Origin of the sequence: Microlunatus sp. GCM10028923 (assembly GCF_042666975.1) — a bacterium.
Classification (GTDB): domain Bacteria; phylum Actinomycetota; class Actinomycetes; order Propionibacteriales; family Propionibacteriaceae; genus Microlunatus.
In genome coordinates this window covers 55,724-70,281 of record NZ_JBHTFF010000011.1, presented here as the reverse complement: position 1 = coordinate 70,281, position 14,558 = coordinate 55,724, and the positions used below count along the sequence as shown (strand labels likewise).

The 14,558-nt window shown below is 70.5% G+C and carries 12 protein-coding genes; 6 read left to right on the top strand and 6 right to left on the bottom strand.

Annotation, left to right across the window (positions count from 1 at the left end; genetic code table 11):
* Nucleotide 1: 1 nt before the first annotated feature.
* The 3 genes from ACFQU4_RS24715 to ACFQU4_RS24705 all read right to left on the bottom strand — a co-directional run bounded on the left by ACFQU4_RS24715 (nt 2) and on the right by ACFQU4_RS24705 (nt 2,588).
* A complete protein-coding gene (locus ACFQU4_RS24715; protein WP_377497082.1) occupies nt 2-661 on the bottom strand; it encodes a hypothetical protein in 660 nt (219 codons plus the stop codon).
* A 118-nt stretch (nt 662-779) separates the two neighbouring features.
* Complete coding sequence (locus ACFQU4_RS24710; RefSeq protein WP_377497080.1) at nt 780-1,571, bottom strand: SDR family NAD(P)-dependent oxidoreductase; 792 nt, start codon at nt 1,569-1,571, stop codon at nt 780-782.
* Nucleotides 1,572-1,694: 123 nt separating this feature from the next.
* Nucleotides 1,695-2,588, bottom strand: coding sequence for a LysR family transcriptional regulator (locus tag ACFQU4_RS24705; RefSeq protein ID WP_377497078.1), 894 nt, complete (start codon nt 2,586-2,588; stop codon nt 1,695-1,697).
* Between the two features lie 83 nt (nt 2,589-2,671).
* On the opposite strand from ACFQU4_RS24705, the gene ACFQU4_RS24700 reads away from it, so the two are divergent.
* From ACFQU4_RS24700 to ACFQU4_RS24685, 4 genes are read left to right on the top strand one after another with little or no spacing between them, the layout of a single operon-like run.
* Nucleotides 2,672-3,229, top strand: a complete 558-nt coding sequence (locus ACFQU4_RS24700) for a pyridoxamine 5'-phosphate oxidase family protein (protein WP_377497076.1) — start codon at nt 2,672-2,674, stop codon at nt 3,227-3,229.
* Nucleotides 3,222-4,082 carry an alpha/beta fold hydrolase gene (locus tag ACFQU4_RS24695; protein ID WP_377497074.1) on the top strand — a complete coding sequence of 287 codons (861 nt, stop codon included), beginning with the start codon at nt 3,222-3,224 and terminating at the stop codon, nt 4,080-4,082. The genes ACFQU4_RS24700 and ACFQU4_RS24695 overlap by 8 nt, the downstream gene beginning before the upstream one ends.
* 36 nt (nt 4,083-4,118) lie before the next feature.
* Nucleotides 4,119-5,105, top strand: a complete 987-nt coding sequence (locus ACFQU4_RS24690) for an ABC transporter substrate-binding protein (RefSeq protein ID WP_377497072.1) — start codon at nt 4,119-4,121, stop codon at nt 5,103-5,105.
* A 37-nt stretch (nt 5,106-5,142) separates the two neighbouring features.
* Complete coding sequence (locus tag ACFQU4_RS24685; protein ID WP_377497453.1) at nt 5,143-5,961, top strand: alpha/beta fold hydrolase; 819 nt, start codon at nt 5,143-5,145, stop codon at nt 5,959-5,961.
* Nucleotides 5,962-5,973: 12 nt separating this feature from the next.
* On the opposite strand, the gene ACFQU4_RS24680 is transcribed toward ACFQU4_RS24685, so the two are convergent.
* Nucleotides 5,974-7,497, bottom strand: a complete 1,524-nt coding sequence (locus tag ACFQU4_RS24680) for a hypothetical protein (protein WP_377497070.1) — start codon at nt 7,495-7,497, stop codon at nt 5,974-5,976.
* 264 nt (nt 7,498-7,761) lie between these two features.
* Between ACFQU4_RS24680 and ACFQU4_RS24675 the strand changes: the two genes are divergently transcribed.
* Nucleotides 7,762-9,045 (top strand): S1 family peptidase, encoded by a 1,284-nt coding sequence (locus ACFQU4_RS24675; protein ID WP_377497068.1) that lies wholly within the window; start codon nt 7,762-7,764, stop codon nt 9,043-9,045.
* Nucleotides 9,046-9,077: 32 nt separating this feature from the next.
* Nucleotides 9,078-10,097, top strand: a complete 1,020-nt coding sequence (locus ACFQU4_RS24670) for a CobW family GTP-binding protein (RefSeq protein ID WP_377497066.1) — start codon at nt 9,078-9,080, stop codon at nt 10,095-10,097.
* Between the two features lie 30 nt (nt 10,098-10,127).
* Here ACFQU4_RS24670 and ACFQU4_RS24665 read toward each other — a convergent pair whose 3' ends face one another.
* Nucleotides 10,128-13,934 carry an efflux RND transporter permease subunit gene (locus tag ACFQU4_RS24665; RefSeq protein ID WP_377497064.1) on the bottom strand — a complete coding sequence of 1,269 codons (3,807 nt, stop codon included), beginning with the start codon at nt 13,932-13,934 and terminating at the stop codon, nt 10,128-10,130.
* Nucleotides 13,935-14,100: 166 nt separating this feature from the next.
* Complete coding sequence (locus ACFQU4_RS24660; RefSeq protein WP_377497062.1) at nt 14,101-14,505, bottom strand: hypothetical protein; 405 nt, start codon at nt 14,503-14,505, stop codon at nt 14,101-14,103.
* Nucleotides 14,506-14,558: the final 53 nt, after the last annotated feature.

Sequence of the window (14,558 nt, the reverse complement as noted above, 5' to 3'; positions counted from 1 at the left end):
CTCAGACCGCCTCCGCGATGCGTGCGTCGGCGTCCTCGGGAACCGTGTCGATCCGGAGGTCCGGGCCAGGCAGCCGGAGCTCGATCCGGCTCACCGGGCGGCCGGCGCGGCGCACCGTCACCACGGTCCGGCGGCCGGTGATCCGCCCATGGCCCCGGCCCAGTCCGTCCCAGGCCGAGGACTCGATCCCCAGCCTGGCCTCGCTGCGCGGCCAGTCGCCCCAGCTGATCAACATCGCGTCCCGCTGCCGCAGCCTGGTCCGCAGCCGGGCCGCCTGGTGCTCGGTCACCCGCGGCGGCCGGACCATGATCACCGAGACGATCTCGGCCAGCCCGGCGACGACGTCCGGCCAGCGCTCGCCGGGCTCGGGCACCGCGATGGTCCGGGTCAGATCGACGCCGAATCCGGCCGCCGCCGCGAGCCCGAAGTCCGCCGCCCCGACCACCGCGACCCACTCCCCGGCCTGCGACGGTGCCGCCATCAGCATCATCGCCAGGCTCGGGCTGTCCACCGCGTACGCCCCGCCGGTCCGGGGCACCAGCAGCGGTTCCAGCGGTGCGACCACCGGCAGGGCCCGGGAGACTCCACTGCCCTGCATCCGCAGCACCCGATCCTGCAGTTCGCGGATCCGCGCGGAGTTCGGGAGGCGGGCAACACTCATGACCCCATAATCGAACACAAGTTCGATAGAGTCAATTCTGAACGAGGCGGCGATCAGCGCGTGGAACAAGCCAGCCGGGACCGATGATCAAGGACGACACTGCCCCGATCGAGCAGACCTAGAGCGCCTCGCCGGGAGTGTACGGACGCTCGAGCCGGGTCCCCGCGCTCTGGCCGCCGTCGACCGGCAGGGTCACCCCGGTGACGTAGGACGCCGCGTCGGAGCACAGCCAGAGCACGGCCGCCGCGATGTCGTCGGTCGTCCCGACCCGGCCGATCGGCACCGCCGCGGCGGCTCCCTGCTGCGCCGTCGGCCCGGCCGCCACGAGGTGTTCGGTGAGGATCGGGCCGGGTGCGACCACGTTCACCCGTACCCCTTGCGGGGCGTAGTCGAGCGCCGCCGTCCGGGACATCCCGATGATCCCCGACTTGGCGGCGACGTACGCACTGAAGTGACTGATCCCGCCGAGCGCGGCGACCGAGGCCAGATTGACGACGGCACCACCGCCGGATTCGATCATGGCCGGGATCTGGTGCCGCATCCCCAGGAAGGTCCCGACCAGGTCGACGCCGATCGAGCGTTCGAAGTCCGCCGGAGTCAGCTCGGCCAGCAACCGCGGCGGCGGACCGTCGGCCGCGTTGTTGACCGCGACGTCGAGGCGGTCGAACTCCCTCAGCGCCGCCGCGACGGCGGCCCGCGCCGAGTCGTCGCTGGTGACGTCGCCGACCATCGCCCGCGCCTTCCCTCCGGCGGCGGCGATCCGGTCCGCCACCTCGGCCAGCCGCTCACGCCGCCGGGCCATGATCACGACAGCGGCCCCGGCGGCCGCGAAGGCCTCGGCCAGCGCCGCCCCGATTCCCTGACTCGCCCCGGTGATCAGGGCCACCCTGCCGTCGAATGCACTCGGCATCGTCGCTCCCCTCGAAAGACTCCCCTCACCGTGTCACCCGGCCGGCCCCGCCACATCGGCCGGACAGCGGCTTACGACTACGTACGCGGGCGTAGCCCGATGCGGCAGAGACAGGGACGGATGTCACATCCGGCGGGCCAGCTCCTCGGCACACTCGACGGCGAGGTCGACGGCCCGGGCCGCGAGCGGCGACTGGGTGCGGCCGACCGGCCAGTACAGGTACCAGATGCTGATCGGCGACGGCTGCAGCGGGTGCAGGGTGAGCCGGTCGTCCGTCCAGGCCTCGGATCCGTCCAGGGCGAGCCGGGGCAGCACGGCCGAGCCGATGCCCGCCCGCACCATCGACACGATGGAGTCGTGGCCGGCCGTACGGAACACGATCTTCGGCCTGGCACCGGCGGCGAGCAGTTCCCGCTCCAGCCAGAGCTGATGGGCGTTCTCGGGCCACGCCACCAGACGGGCGCCGTCCAGTTGCGGCACCGCGACCGGCCCCTCCGGAAAGACACCGGCGCCGGCCACCAGCAGGTACGGCTCGTGCAGCAGCTCGACGTGCTCGACGTCGCCCTCGATCCGGGCGTAGTGGAACAGCAGGTCGAGCTCTCCGAGCTGCGGATCCTGCGGCCCGACCTCGGTCAGCCTGATGTCGCAGCCGGGGTGCTCGTCGAGCAGCCGGCTCATGACCGCCGGCAGGATCAGCCTGGTCGCGCCCAGGAAGGTGCCGATGTCGATCCGGCCGTTGCCCGCCCGGAACCGGTCGACGGCGTCCGTCAGGGCCCTCGCCCGGCTGAGCACCTCGCGCCCGTGGGCCAGGATCACCTCGCCGAGCGGCGTGACCCGGACCGGCCGGGGTCCGCCGGGCCGGTCGAAGACGGCGGCCCCGACGGCCTTCTCCAGCGCGGCGATCTGCTGGCTGACCGACGACTGGGTGTAGCCGAGCCGGTCCGCCGCCCGCCCGAACGTCCCTTCCTCGGCGATGGCCACCATGGTCCGCAGATGGCGCAGCTCCAGGTCGACCACGCCGGTGAGCATAGCCAAGGGCGATCGACTTGATCGCAAATCATCGCTTTTACGCATGCCTGGCTGCACCTAGCGTCCCTCTCATGACAACCAAGAACCCGACCGGTGACGGCTCCGCACCGGCCGAGCCCCTCGCGAGTCCTCGCGGCGCGCCGCTGACCGGCCTCGACTGGTCGGACGTCGAGACCAAGATCGCCGCGGCGGGCGACTATCTGGTGGCGACGACGAACCGGGACGGGCGGCCGCACGTCGCGCCGGTGCTGGCGGTGTGGCAGGACGGGGCGGTGTGTTTCGCCACCTTCCGGCAGTCCCGGAAGACCCGCAACCTGGAGCAGCGCGACGGCTGTACGGTCACGGTGCCCGGCGCGGAGGTCGACATCGTGATCGAGGGCGTCGGGCACCAGGTCCGGGATGCCGAGCGGCTGCAGCAGATCGCGGACCTGTTCCCCGCCAAGTACCCGTGGTGGCATCCGGTCGTCCGGGACGGCGAGTTCTACGACCCGGCGGACCTCGGCGACCCGCGCCACGTCTACGCGGTCGATCCGGCGCGGGTCTTCGCGTTCGGGAAGGCGGACGGCTTCAGCGCCACCCGCTGGCGGTTCAGCTCACCCGGCCAGGACCGGAAGGACCTCCATGGCTGAGCGCATGATCGACATCGGCACCGCCGAGCTCTGTGTCGAGACCTTCGGCGAGCGGGAGCGACCCGCCGTCCTGCTGATCGCGGGCGCCGCGTCCTCGATGCTGTCCTGGGCCGACGGGTTCTGCGAGCGGCTCGCGGCGGCCGGTCACCACGTGATCAGGTACGACCAGCGCGACACCGGCCGGTCCACCTGCGACCCGCCCGGCAAGCCTTCCTACGCGGACTCGGACCTGGTCGCCGAGACCGTCGCCCTGCTGGACGCGCTCGAACTGCCCAAGGCCCACCTGTTCGGGATGTCGATGGGCGGCGGGATCACCCAGCAGGTCGCTCTTGATCACCCGGACCGGGTCGAGTCGATCATCCTCACCGGTTCCACGCCGGGCGGCCCGGGCCCGTCCTACGACGACCTGCCGAGACCGGCCCCGGTGATCATGGCCAGCTTCGCCGAGGAGCAGACCGAGCCCGACTGGACCGACCGGGACGCGGTGATCAACTGGGTGATGGAGGCCGAGCGTCCGTACGCCGGATCGGCCGGGTTCGACGAGGCGGCCTGGCGCGACATCGCCTCCCGGACGTACGACCGCGCCCGGAGCATCGCCAGCCTGAACAACCACTTCCTGGCGGGCGGAGGCCCGCCGTGGCGGCACCGGCTCGGCTCGCTCCGGACGCCGACCCTGGTGCTGCACGGCGCCGACGACCCGTTCTTCCCCGGGCACGGGGAATTCCTGGCCCGCGAGATCCCGGGAGCGGAGTTGATCATGCTCGATGGGGTGGGCCATGAGACGCCGCCGCGGTTCACCTGGGACCGGGTCGTCTCCGAGATCGGTCGCCGTACGGGAGCCCGACCCGACTGAGGTAAGGTCACCCTGACTTCGAACGGGGAGACTCCATTGCGCATCCGGTACGCCCTCCTGGCGATCCTGCTCGTGCTGGCCACCGCCTGCCAGTCCACCACCGGCGAGGAGCCGCCGGCCGGGCCGGCCGGCGGCACATCCGACGCCGGCTTCCCGCGGACGATCAAGCACGCGATGGGTGAGACCGAGATCCCGGCTCGGCCGCTGCGCGTGGTTGCGCTGGATCAGACGTTCGTGGACGCGGTGCTCACCCTGGACACGGAGCTGGTCGGCTACACCACGTACCGGGCGATCGAGGGCGGCAAGCTGCCCGACTATCTCGAGCCGGTGCTGGACCAGGCCGCGCAGGCGGTCCCGGTCGGCTCGCTCGAGGAGCCCAACCTGGAGGAGATCGCCAAGCTCGATCCGGATCTCATCCTGTCCGCGAAGGTCCGCCACGAGAAGTTGTACGAGCAGCTGTCGGCGATCGCCCCGACGGTGTTCAGCGAGACCACCGGGGCGCTCTGGAAGGACAATCTGAAGCTCGCCGCGACCACGCTCGGCCAGGAGGAGCTGGCCGAGCAGCGGCTGGCCGACTACGACCAGCGGACGAAGGCGATCGGCGCGGCGATCAAGGAGAAGGCCGGCACGATGCCGGAGATCTCGATCGTCCGGTTCGCCGGCGAGCCGACGATCCGGCTGTACGTGGAGAACTCCTACTCCGGCCTGGTGCTGTCCGACGTCGGGTTCGTCCGGCCGAAGGACCAGCCGACCACGCAGGACTCGATCGTGGTCGACGTCAGCCCGGAGAACATTCCCGATCTTGATGCCGCACACATCTTCATGGCCACCTGGGACGACCCGACGGCCCGCGAGGCACAATCCAAGATCATCGCGAATCCCTTGTGGGACAGGCTGACCGGGACCAAGCACGAGGTGTCCGACCTGATCTGGATGAGCTCGGTCGGACTGCAGGGCGCGCATGCGATCCTGGACGACGTGGCGAAGATCTTCGAGGTGGACCCGGCCGCCGACGCCCGTTGATCATGGTCGTGTCGATCGTGGAGACGAAGAGGTGATCATGGAACTGACCGAGACGTTCGACTGGCAGGGCCGGACCGTGCGCTGGCAGCGGTTCGGGTCCGGGCCGGCGGTCGTGTTCTGCCACGGCACGCCGTGGTCCTCCTGGCTCTGGCGGCCGTACGCCGAGGCGCTGGCGGCCGAGTTCACCACGTACCTCTGGGACATGCCCGGGTACGGCGGCTCGTCCAAGCACCCGGACCACCGGGTGTCGCTGGACGTCCAGGGCGAGCTGCTGACCGACCTGATCGACTTCTGGGCGCTGGACCGACCGCACGTCGTGGCGCACGACTACGGCGGCGCGGTGTCGCTGCGGGCCACCCTGCTGCACGGCGCCCGCTACGCCTCGCTGGCCCTGGTCGACGTGGTCGCCCTGGCTCCGTGGGGATCGCCGTTCTTCCGGCTGGTCGGCGAACACCCGGACCTGTTCCCGCAGCTGCCGCCGTCGGTGCACGAGGGTGCGCTGCGCAGCTATCTGGCCACCGCGAGCCACCACGGGCTGACCGCGGAGCAGGAGTCGGCGCTGGCCGGGCCGTGGCTCGACGCGGAGGGGCAGGCCGCCTTCTACCGGCAGATCGCCCAGGCCGATCAGGCCTACACCGACGAGATCGAACCGCGGTACGGCGAGCTCGACCTGCCGGTGTCGATCGTCTGGGGCGGCCAGGACCGATGGATCCCGGTCGACCGGGCGCACCGGCTGGCGGCGACGATCCCGGGCGCCCGGCTCGAGGTGATCGACGGCGCCGACCACCTGATCCAGCTCGACCAGCCGGTCCGGTTGGCGACCAGCCTGCACCGCTGGCTCACCGAGCAGCGCTGAACCTGATCATGGTCAGCCGAGCCGGTCGGCCAGCTGGGCCTGGTACAGCGAGCCGGGGTTGAGCCCGGTCCGGTTGGCACCCTCGATGTGCCCCGCCGGATGGTCGAACGGGCCGTCGCCGGTGATCACGCCGCGACAGCCGATCGCGTAGTTCTGCCCGGTCGGCGGCCGCTGCACGACCAGCTTCTTCCCGGCCATGTCACAGTTCCAGCCGACCGAGTGCACGGCCGCCCAGCCGTGACCGGTGCCGTAGTCGCCCCGGTTGTAGATGCCGAGCGTGATCGAGGTCGCCGGCTCCACCTCGCGGTGGTTGTCCCAGAGCATGCCCTGGCTCCATCTCCGGTGCCCCTCCGACGAGGCGAGGCTGCCGACCGAGGTGCCGCGGAGGAAGACCAGGCCCGATGCGCTGCTGGTGCCGTTGGAGATGAACGCGTGCCGGGCCTTGGTGGCGTAGCAGTCGGTGAACAGGATCTGCTGCGAATACCCTTCGCTGTTGAAGTTGTAGCGCAGCCCGCCGGTGATCACCGAGGCCGGGTCCAGCGCCCGGCAGTCGGCGACGGTGACCCGGGTGGTCTCGTTGGTCTCCACGCCCGCCTTGGCGAAGTGCAGGAACGTGCAGCCGGTGACCCAGCCGTCCTGCAGCCCGCGGAGCCGGACCGCCACCCAGGCGTGAGCTTCGTCGACGTCCGGATCGCCGGCGAATTCGATCATGATCCGGAGGTCCTCCACGCCGGACTCGCTGACCAGCCCGGCCCGGTCCCAGCGGTGCACGGTGGAGGTGGCCAGGGACCGGTCCAGGTGGTTGTAGACCGGGACGTCGACGGTGATCGACTTCCCGGAGACCCCGGTGACGAAACGGTTGTACGTGATCGGCTGGCTGCCCACCGTCCAGCCCGCGTCGGCTCCGGTCGCCCCATGATCGACCGCGGCCAGCCACTCCGCCGTACACGGGTGGACGATGATCACGTTGTCGCCCGGCCGGTACGCCGACGGATCCGCCACCGAGAACGTACGCGCTCCGACGGGGACCAGGTCGGAGGTCACCTCGGTCCTGGTCCCGGCCACCTCGCCGGCCCACTTCGTGTTCGCGCCGCTGCCGACGACCAGCACGTCCCGGTGTGTCGGGGTGTCGCCGGTGGCCCGGATGATCGTGCTGTCCGACGGGTCGTCGCCGTCGCCGACCCCACGCAGCACCACGCCGCTGTACGGGATCCGCAGGGTGCCCGCCACCGGATACGTCCCGGCCTCGAGCAGCAGCGCTCCGCGGTGCCCGTCCGGATCCGGCGGGCGGGCGCCGACGGCGTCGATGGCGGCCTGCAGGTGGGCCGTGTTGTCGCCCTCCACCGGCCGCACGGTCGCCACCGCCGGCAGCTTCGGCAGGTCCACACCGCCGCCCCGATAGCCGGCATGGCTGAAGTCGGGGATCTCGTTGCCGTCGGCGTCGGCCTGATAGCTGAGCCTGCCCCGCGCGTCCGTACGGACCAGCCGGGACTGCCAGCCGGCGGCCGAGGCCGTCGTCGTTCCGAGGATGGACAAGGCCGCCACTCCTCCGCCCGCTGCCAGGAGACTTCGTCGAGTCAGTTCGTTCATGATCGGCCGCACCTCACCACGTTGTCGAGACGGTCTGGGTGCGCTCAGTCTCCGCAGAACCACAGACCTCGGGCAAGCGTTTGCCAGGAGTTTCCGATGCCGGGGTGGCCCGTTCGCGTCGCAGCCAACCATCGCTGATGTCGTCATCCCGAACGCCCGGATGTGCCGGCCGTTGATTCCAGATCGTCATCATGTTCTTCGGGGGAATGAGTGCGTACACGAGTAGTCATCGCCGCGGCCGCCGTCGCCTTCGCGGCGCTCGCCACGGTCCAGCCCGCGGCAACCGCCGACCCGGCGGCAGCCGATCCACGCGTACCCGCCGGCTATCTCGCCGACGCGAGTGACCCGGCCGTCACCTCGCTGGCCGCGGACTTCGGCCTCACCATCGGCGAGGCCCGGGCCAGGATCGGCTGGCAGGAGGCCGCGATCGAGCTCCATGATCAACTGGCCACCGACGACGTCGATCACTTCGGCGGCCTCTGGATCGACCAGGCCGACGGCGGCCGGGTCAAGATCGGCGCCGTCGGCGATTCGGCCAAGATCGACACCGTCGTCCGGGCGGCCGGGATCGGCAAGGTGACCGACGTCGTCAAGGTCCGGAACACCTGGTCGCAACTCAACGCGGACCTGCTCGAACTCAAGCCGACCGTCGCACAGCTCAACCAGGCCGCGGCCGGCCCGGCGCGAGCCGTCACCATGGCGACCAAGCCGAGCGAGAACCGGAACGTCCTCTACGTTGCCGACGCGGCCGCCAAGGTTCCTGCGGTGGCGGCAGCGGTCGACGGGCTCAGGTCCCGCGGTGCCGAACGGCTGGTCGTCGACACCACCGAGGCGCCGGTCATTGCCGACGAAGCGTGCCTGCTCAGCCCGCGCACCTGTGATGCCCCGCTGCGCGGCGGGATCTACTTCAAGCGCCCGGTCGCCGGCGGCTTCTGCTCGACCGCCTTCAACGCGCGGAGCAACTCCGATGGTGCCTGGTACATGATGACCGCGGGCCACTGTGGCGGCACCGACACCGTCTACGACGTGTATCAGCCCTCGACCGGGCAATGGCACCGAGTCGGACACGTGCACGCGTTCCGGGACTCCCTGAACAACGACCACGCGATCGTCACGATCAACAACGTCGCCGGCTGGCGGCCGACCAACTGGGTCCGGGTCTATGAGTCGAGCGACACCGTGGCGAACAACAGCTACCCGATCACCGGAACCTCGACCAGCCCCGAAGGCACCCGGGTCTGCCTGTCCGGTGCGACCACGGGCTCGTCCTGCGGCGACGTCGTCGAGCTGAACTACAACGGCCCCGGCGGCTGGGCTCGGGCCCACTACTGCCACGGACCGGGTGACAGCGGCGGCGCGGTCTACTCCTACAACAAGGCGCGCGGCATCCACGTCGCGACCGGCAACGGCGACGACGACGCCTGCCACTGGGCCCTCTTCCAGGGGATCAGGGAAGCGGAATCCCACCTGAACGTGCACGTCCACACGGGCTGAGGTCGGGCGCGCCGGGGCACTAGGGTTGGCCTGTGCCTCGGCCTCCGATCCCGATCATCGTGCTCGCCGGATTCCTCGGGTCCGGCAAGACCACCGTGCTGAACCATCTGCTGCGGAACAGCCTGGACGTCCGGATCGGCGTCGTCGTCAACGACTTCGGCGCGATCAACATCGACGCCATGCTGGTCGGCGGTCAGACCGACAGCATGATCACCACCAGCGGCGGCTGCCTCTGCTGCGTCTCCGACGGCGGCGAGGTCGCCGGCATGCTGGACCGGCTGGCCGCGCCGTCGGCGAAGATCGACGTGATCGTGATCGAGGCCAGCGGGATCGCCGAACCGGGCGCCATGGTGCAGCTCGTGTTCCAGGCGCTGGACGACCGGATGGCGTACGGCGGCCTGGTGGAGGTGGTCGACGCGGCCGCCTTCCCGGACTCCCGGCAGGAGCACCCGGAGCTGGACCGGCACGTCGAGGTGGCCGACCTGGTGATCGTCAACAAGATCGACCGGATCGACGAGGCCGAGCGTTCCCTGCGCCGCAAGGAGATCCGGGAGCTGAACCCGATCGCGCCGGTGCTCTGCACCACCGAGGGCCGGGTCGACCCGGAGCTGCTGTACGAGCTCGAACTACGCCCGCACCATCAGCCGACGCTGGCCCTGGCCGACGACGACCATGATCACCACGACCATGATCATCTGCACGACCGGTTCGAGTCGGTGAGCTTCGACACCGAACGGGCCCTGCATCCGCGGCGCTTCATGGCGCTGCTGGACGACGACCTGCCGGGGGTGTTCCGGATCAAGGGCTTCGCGACGTTCGCGGTGCCCGGCCATCGCCGGCGGTACGTGATCGGCAAGGTCGGCCCGTCGCTGCGGATCGACCCGGAGCGTCGCGGCACCGAGCGGGCCAGCCGGCTCGTCCTGATCGGTGCCGGGATCGATCGGGACCGGCTGACCGAGCGGCTCGAGGCCTGCATCGCCACCGACGAGGAGGCCGCGGCCCTGACCGAGGACGACCTGATGGGTGTGCTGCGGTTCTCCGGCCAGAACTAGCACCCGTCCCGGAGCGCTGGGCAGCCTCGGTCAGGGGCCGTCGCGGCGCGGTTCGTCGTCCAGCGGGAAGACCGTGTCCCGTTCCTCGGCCGGCCGATCCGGCTGCCCCTGTTGATCTTGCTCCGGCAGGTTCTGCTGCTCCGGCGCCTCGGCCTGGCCCTGGTCGGGTCCGCCCTCCGGCGGTCCGGCCGGCTGCTCCGCCGCGGCCTGCGCGGGCGGCTTGTAGCCGATCTTGGACACCAGGCTGTAGAGGACCGGGACCAGGAGCAGGGTCAGCAGCGTCGACGAGACCAGGCCGCCGATCACGACCACGGCGAGCGGGCGGGAGATGAAGACCCCGCCACCGGTCAGCCCGAACGCCATCGGGGTCAGCGCGCAGATCGTCGCCGCGGCCGTCATGATGATCGGCCGCAACCGCAGCCGGGCACCGTCGACGATCGCGGCCCGAGGCTCGGCGCCGCGCTCCCGATAGTGGTTGATCAGGTCGATCAGCACGATCGCGTTGGTCACCACGATGCCGATCAACATCAACAACCCGACCATCGCCGGTACGCCGAGCGCGGTGTTGGTGGCCAGCAGCCCGACCAGGGCACCGGTCGCCGCGAACGGGATCGACACCAGCAGGATCAGCGGCTGCAGCAGGCTGCGGAACGTCGCCACCATGATGATGAAGACCAACACGATCGCCAGCAGCATGGCCAGCCCCAGCTGGACGAAGGCCTCCTGCTGCTCGGCCGAGGCACCGCCTTGTTCCTGGGCGATCCCGGGCGGCAGCTCGACGCCGTTCACCGCGGTCGTCAGGGCGGCCGACACTGCGCCGAGATCGGAGCCGGTCGGCGTCGCGGTGATCGTCACCGCACGCTCGCCGTCCACGTGCTTGACCGCGATCGGGGTCTTCTGCTCGACCACCTTGGCGAGGCGGCCGACGGTGATCGCGCCGGCCTTCAGGTCGGCCAGGTCCTGCTGCTCCTCGGCGAGCTTCTTCTGGTCGTCGGCCAGTTCCTCCTGCAGGTCGGCGATCCGCTCCTGCTCGTCGGCCAACTCCTCCTGGTCCTGGGTCTGCTCGTCGCTCTTCTCCTGCTGCTCGTCCATCGCCTCGAGCTGGTCGTTGATCTGCTCCAGGCCCTGCTGCGCCTGCTTGACCGCCGACTCGAGCTGGGCGATCGCCTGCGCCCGCTGCTCCATCTGCTTCTGCCAGGCCAGCTGCTCCTGGGTGACCGGCACCCCGCCCGGGCCGGGCGGCTGGCCCGGCGACGGCGGCGCCGGCGGCGGGGGCTCCGGGCTGTCCTTCAGCTCACGCAGCTGATCGCGCAGGTCGTCCAGCGACTCCCGGGCCTCGTCCCGGGACTCCTCCAGATCGCGGCGCTGCTGCTCGCCCTCGTCCTCGGCGTCCCGCTTGGCCTGATCGGCCTGGTCCTCCTGGGTCTTCTGCAGGTCCTTCTGCCGCTCCTGCAGGTCCTCCTGCCGCTTCTCCAGCGCGTCGGACTTCTTCTCCAGCGCGTCCTGCGCGTCCTCCTGCGCCTTCTGCTGCTGCAGCTGCGACACCGGGAGCTTCAGCTGCTCGATGTCCTTCGGCCCGGCAGTGCCCTTGAACGTCCGCAGCACCAGGTCGTGCGTCTCGCCGTCCAGGGTCACCTCGCCGATCGGCGTACCGCGCAGCGCACCGGCGACCGCGGCACCGATCTCGGCCTGGGTGAAGCCGTAGTCGGCCGCCTTCTGCTGATCGATCTGGACCCGGAGCACCGGACGCTGCTCGGACAGGTCGGTCCGTACGTCGCTCAGGCCCGGCACCGCGGCCACCGCGGCCCGGACCGCCTCCGCCGCGGCGTTGAGCTGCTTCTGATCATCGCCGGTCAGGGTGACCGTGACGTCGTTCGAGGTGTACGCGGCGGTCGCCGAGGTCAGCCGGACCTCGCCGGCGTCCGGGATCGCGGCCAGCTGCTCCCGGATCCGGTCGGTCGCCGCGCCGGCGTCGGCCTCGTCGGAGAGGGTGATCGAATAGGTCGCGACGTTCGCCTCGCCCGGCTGGCCGATCGTCGACTGGTAACTCTTCACGTCCGGGTCGTCGGCGAGCACCTTCTCGATCTTGGCCGCCGACTTCGCGGTCGTCTCGAGCCGGGTGCCGGACGGCAACTCCTGGTTCACCTGCAGCGCGCGGTCGTCCCCGAGCGAGCCGAGGAAGTCGGTCTTCAACAGGGTCGACGCGCCGAGCGTGCCGAGGAAGATCACGAAGGAGATGATCAAGGTGATCACCGGGTGCCGCAGGGTCCAGTTGAGGACCGGCAGATAGCCCTTCTGCAGCGGGGTGATCCGGTCCGGGTTCTCCTCGGCCCGGGCCGGCGCGCCCGCCTTCGGCTTGCGGCCGCGGAAGAACCAGAACGCCAGCAGCGGCACGATGGTCAGCGACACGAGTAACGACGCCGCCAGCGCGATCGCGACGGTGACCGCGAACGGCCGGAACAGCTCGCCGGTGGAACCGGTGACGAAGGCGACCGGCAGGAACACGGCGATCGTGGTCAGGGTGGACGCGGTGACCGCGCCGGCGACCTCCTTGACCGAGTCGACCACCTGGTCGATCGACAACCGGCGCTCGCTCATGCCGAGGCTGTGCCGTTTGATGTTCTCGACCACCACGATCGAGTCGTCCACCACCCGGCCGACGGCGACGGTCAACGCGGCCAGCGTGAACAGGTTCAGCGAGAACCCGCCGATCCAGAGCCCGATCATGGCGATCAGCAGGGACAGCGGAATCGAGATCGCGGTGATCAGCGTCGACCGCGCGGACAGCAGGAAGAGCAGGATCACGATGATCGCGAAGACCAGGCCGAGCCCGCCCTCGACGGCCAGGTCGTGCAGCGACTGCTCGATCATCGGCGCCTGGTCGAAGACCGTACTGAACGCGGCGTTGTTGCCGAGTTCGGTCTGCAGGCCCGGCAGGGCGGTCTGGACCGCGTGCGAGACCCGTACCGTGTCGGCGTCGGGGGTCTTCATCACCGCGAGGCCGAGCGACGGCCGGCCATCGGCCCGGGCGATCGAGCTGCGGGCGACGGACTGCAGCTTCACCTCGGCGATCTCGCTGAGCCGGACCGGACCGTCGGAGGTCGCGATCGCCAGCTTCTTCACCGCGTCCACCGAGCCCGGCGCTGCGCCGACCTCGACCGACATCTCGGTGCCGCCCCGGTAGGTGGTCCCGGCCGGCAGCGAGCTCAGCTGGGCCTCGATCGTCTGGCTCACCTGCTGCGCGGTCAGCTCATGATCATCGAGCTTCCGCTGGTCCAGCGTGATCGCGAGTTCCTTGGTGTCCTGGCCGGACAGCGTCACGTCGCGGACGCCGGGCAGCCCCTTCAGGGCGTTCACCGCGACGTCGTCGACCAGCGGCCCGAACTTGTCCAGGGCCAGGTCGGAGGCGACCGCGAGCTGGATCACCGGGATGTCGTCGGTGCTGCCGGCGAACACCTCGGTCGTCACCTGCTCGGGCAGCGTCGACTTCGCCGCCGAGACCGCGGAGTTGATCTCGCCGAGCACCTTGTCGTCGTCCAGCCCGTACTCCCACATCACCGTGATCTGGGAGGAGTTGGTGGACGAGACCGAGTCGACCTTGGTGACGCCGGAGACGTTGCGGAGCGCCTGCTCCAGCGGGGCGGCCGCCTCGTCGGCGACGATGTCGGGCGCCGCGCCCGGGTACTGCACGATCACCGCGGCCTGAGGCGCGGTGATGCTCGGCAGCAACTCCTGCTTGAGCGAGGTGGTCGCAACCACGCCGAAGGCGACGATCGCAAGCGAGATCAGCGCAACGACCAAACGGTTGATCAAGCTGAGCCGAGTCAGCAGGGCCATGACAGGCGGGTCCTCTCCAACACCTGGGCGGCACCCAGGTGAGACGCTCCCCCGAGGCCATGGTCGGCACCCTAGCGTTGCCGGTACGGGTGCTGGCAAAACCCTACGGATCAGGGGCAACCCTGGCGCGGCCCAGGGTCCGACTCACCCTTTCGGGGGAGGCGGTTCAGGAGGCTCCGCCGCGCTCCCCCGGCAGCACCTCACGCAGCGCCTCGGCGGCCGCCATCACCTCGTCCTGCAGCGGCCCGATCTGCTCGAGCTCGGGCGGGATCGGACCGGTGAAGACGGGACGTACCTCGAACACGAGATCGAGCAGCCGGTCCCGGGCCAGCGTCGCCTGGCGCTGCGTCATCGCCTCGCCGGCCAGCCGCCCGTACTCGGCGACCCGGGCCCGCCAGCCGGGGTTCTCCAGCCGGGTCCGGTCCTCCTTCATCGCGGCGACGAGCGCGTCCAGGGACTGCTCCAGACGCAGCAGCTGGGCCTTCCGCTGTTCGACGTCAAGGGTGATCGGAAGGTCCGGCCCGGACTCCTCGTCATCGGATCGTCCGAACAGCCGCTTGAGGAAATTCACGCTTCATTATGACCAGAAGCGCCGAGCCGCCGACCCGAGGTTGGGAGTCGTCG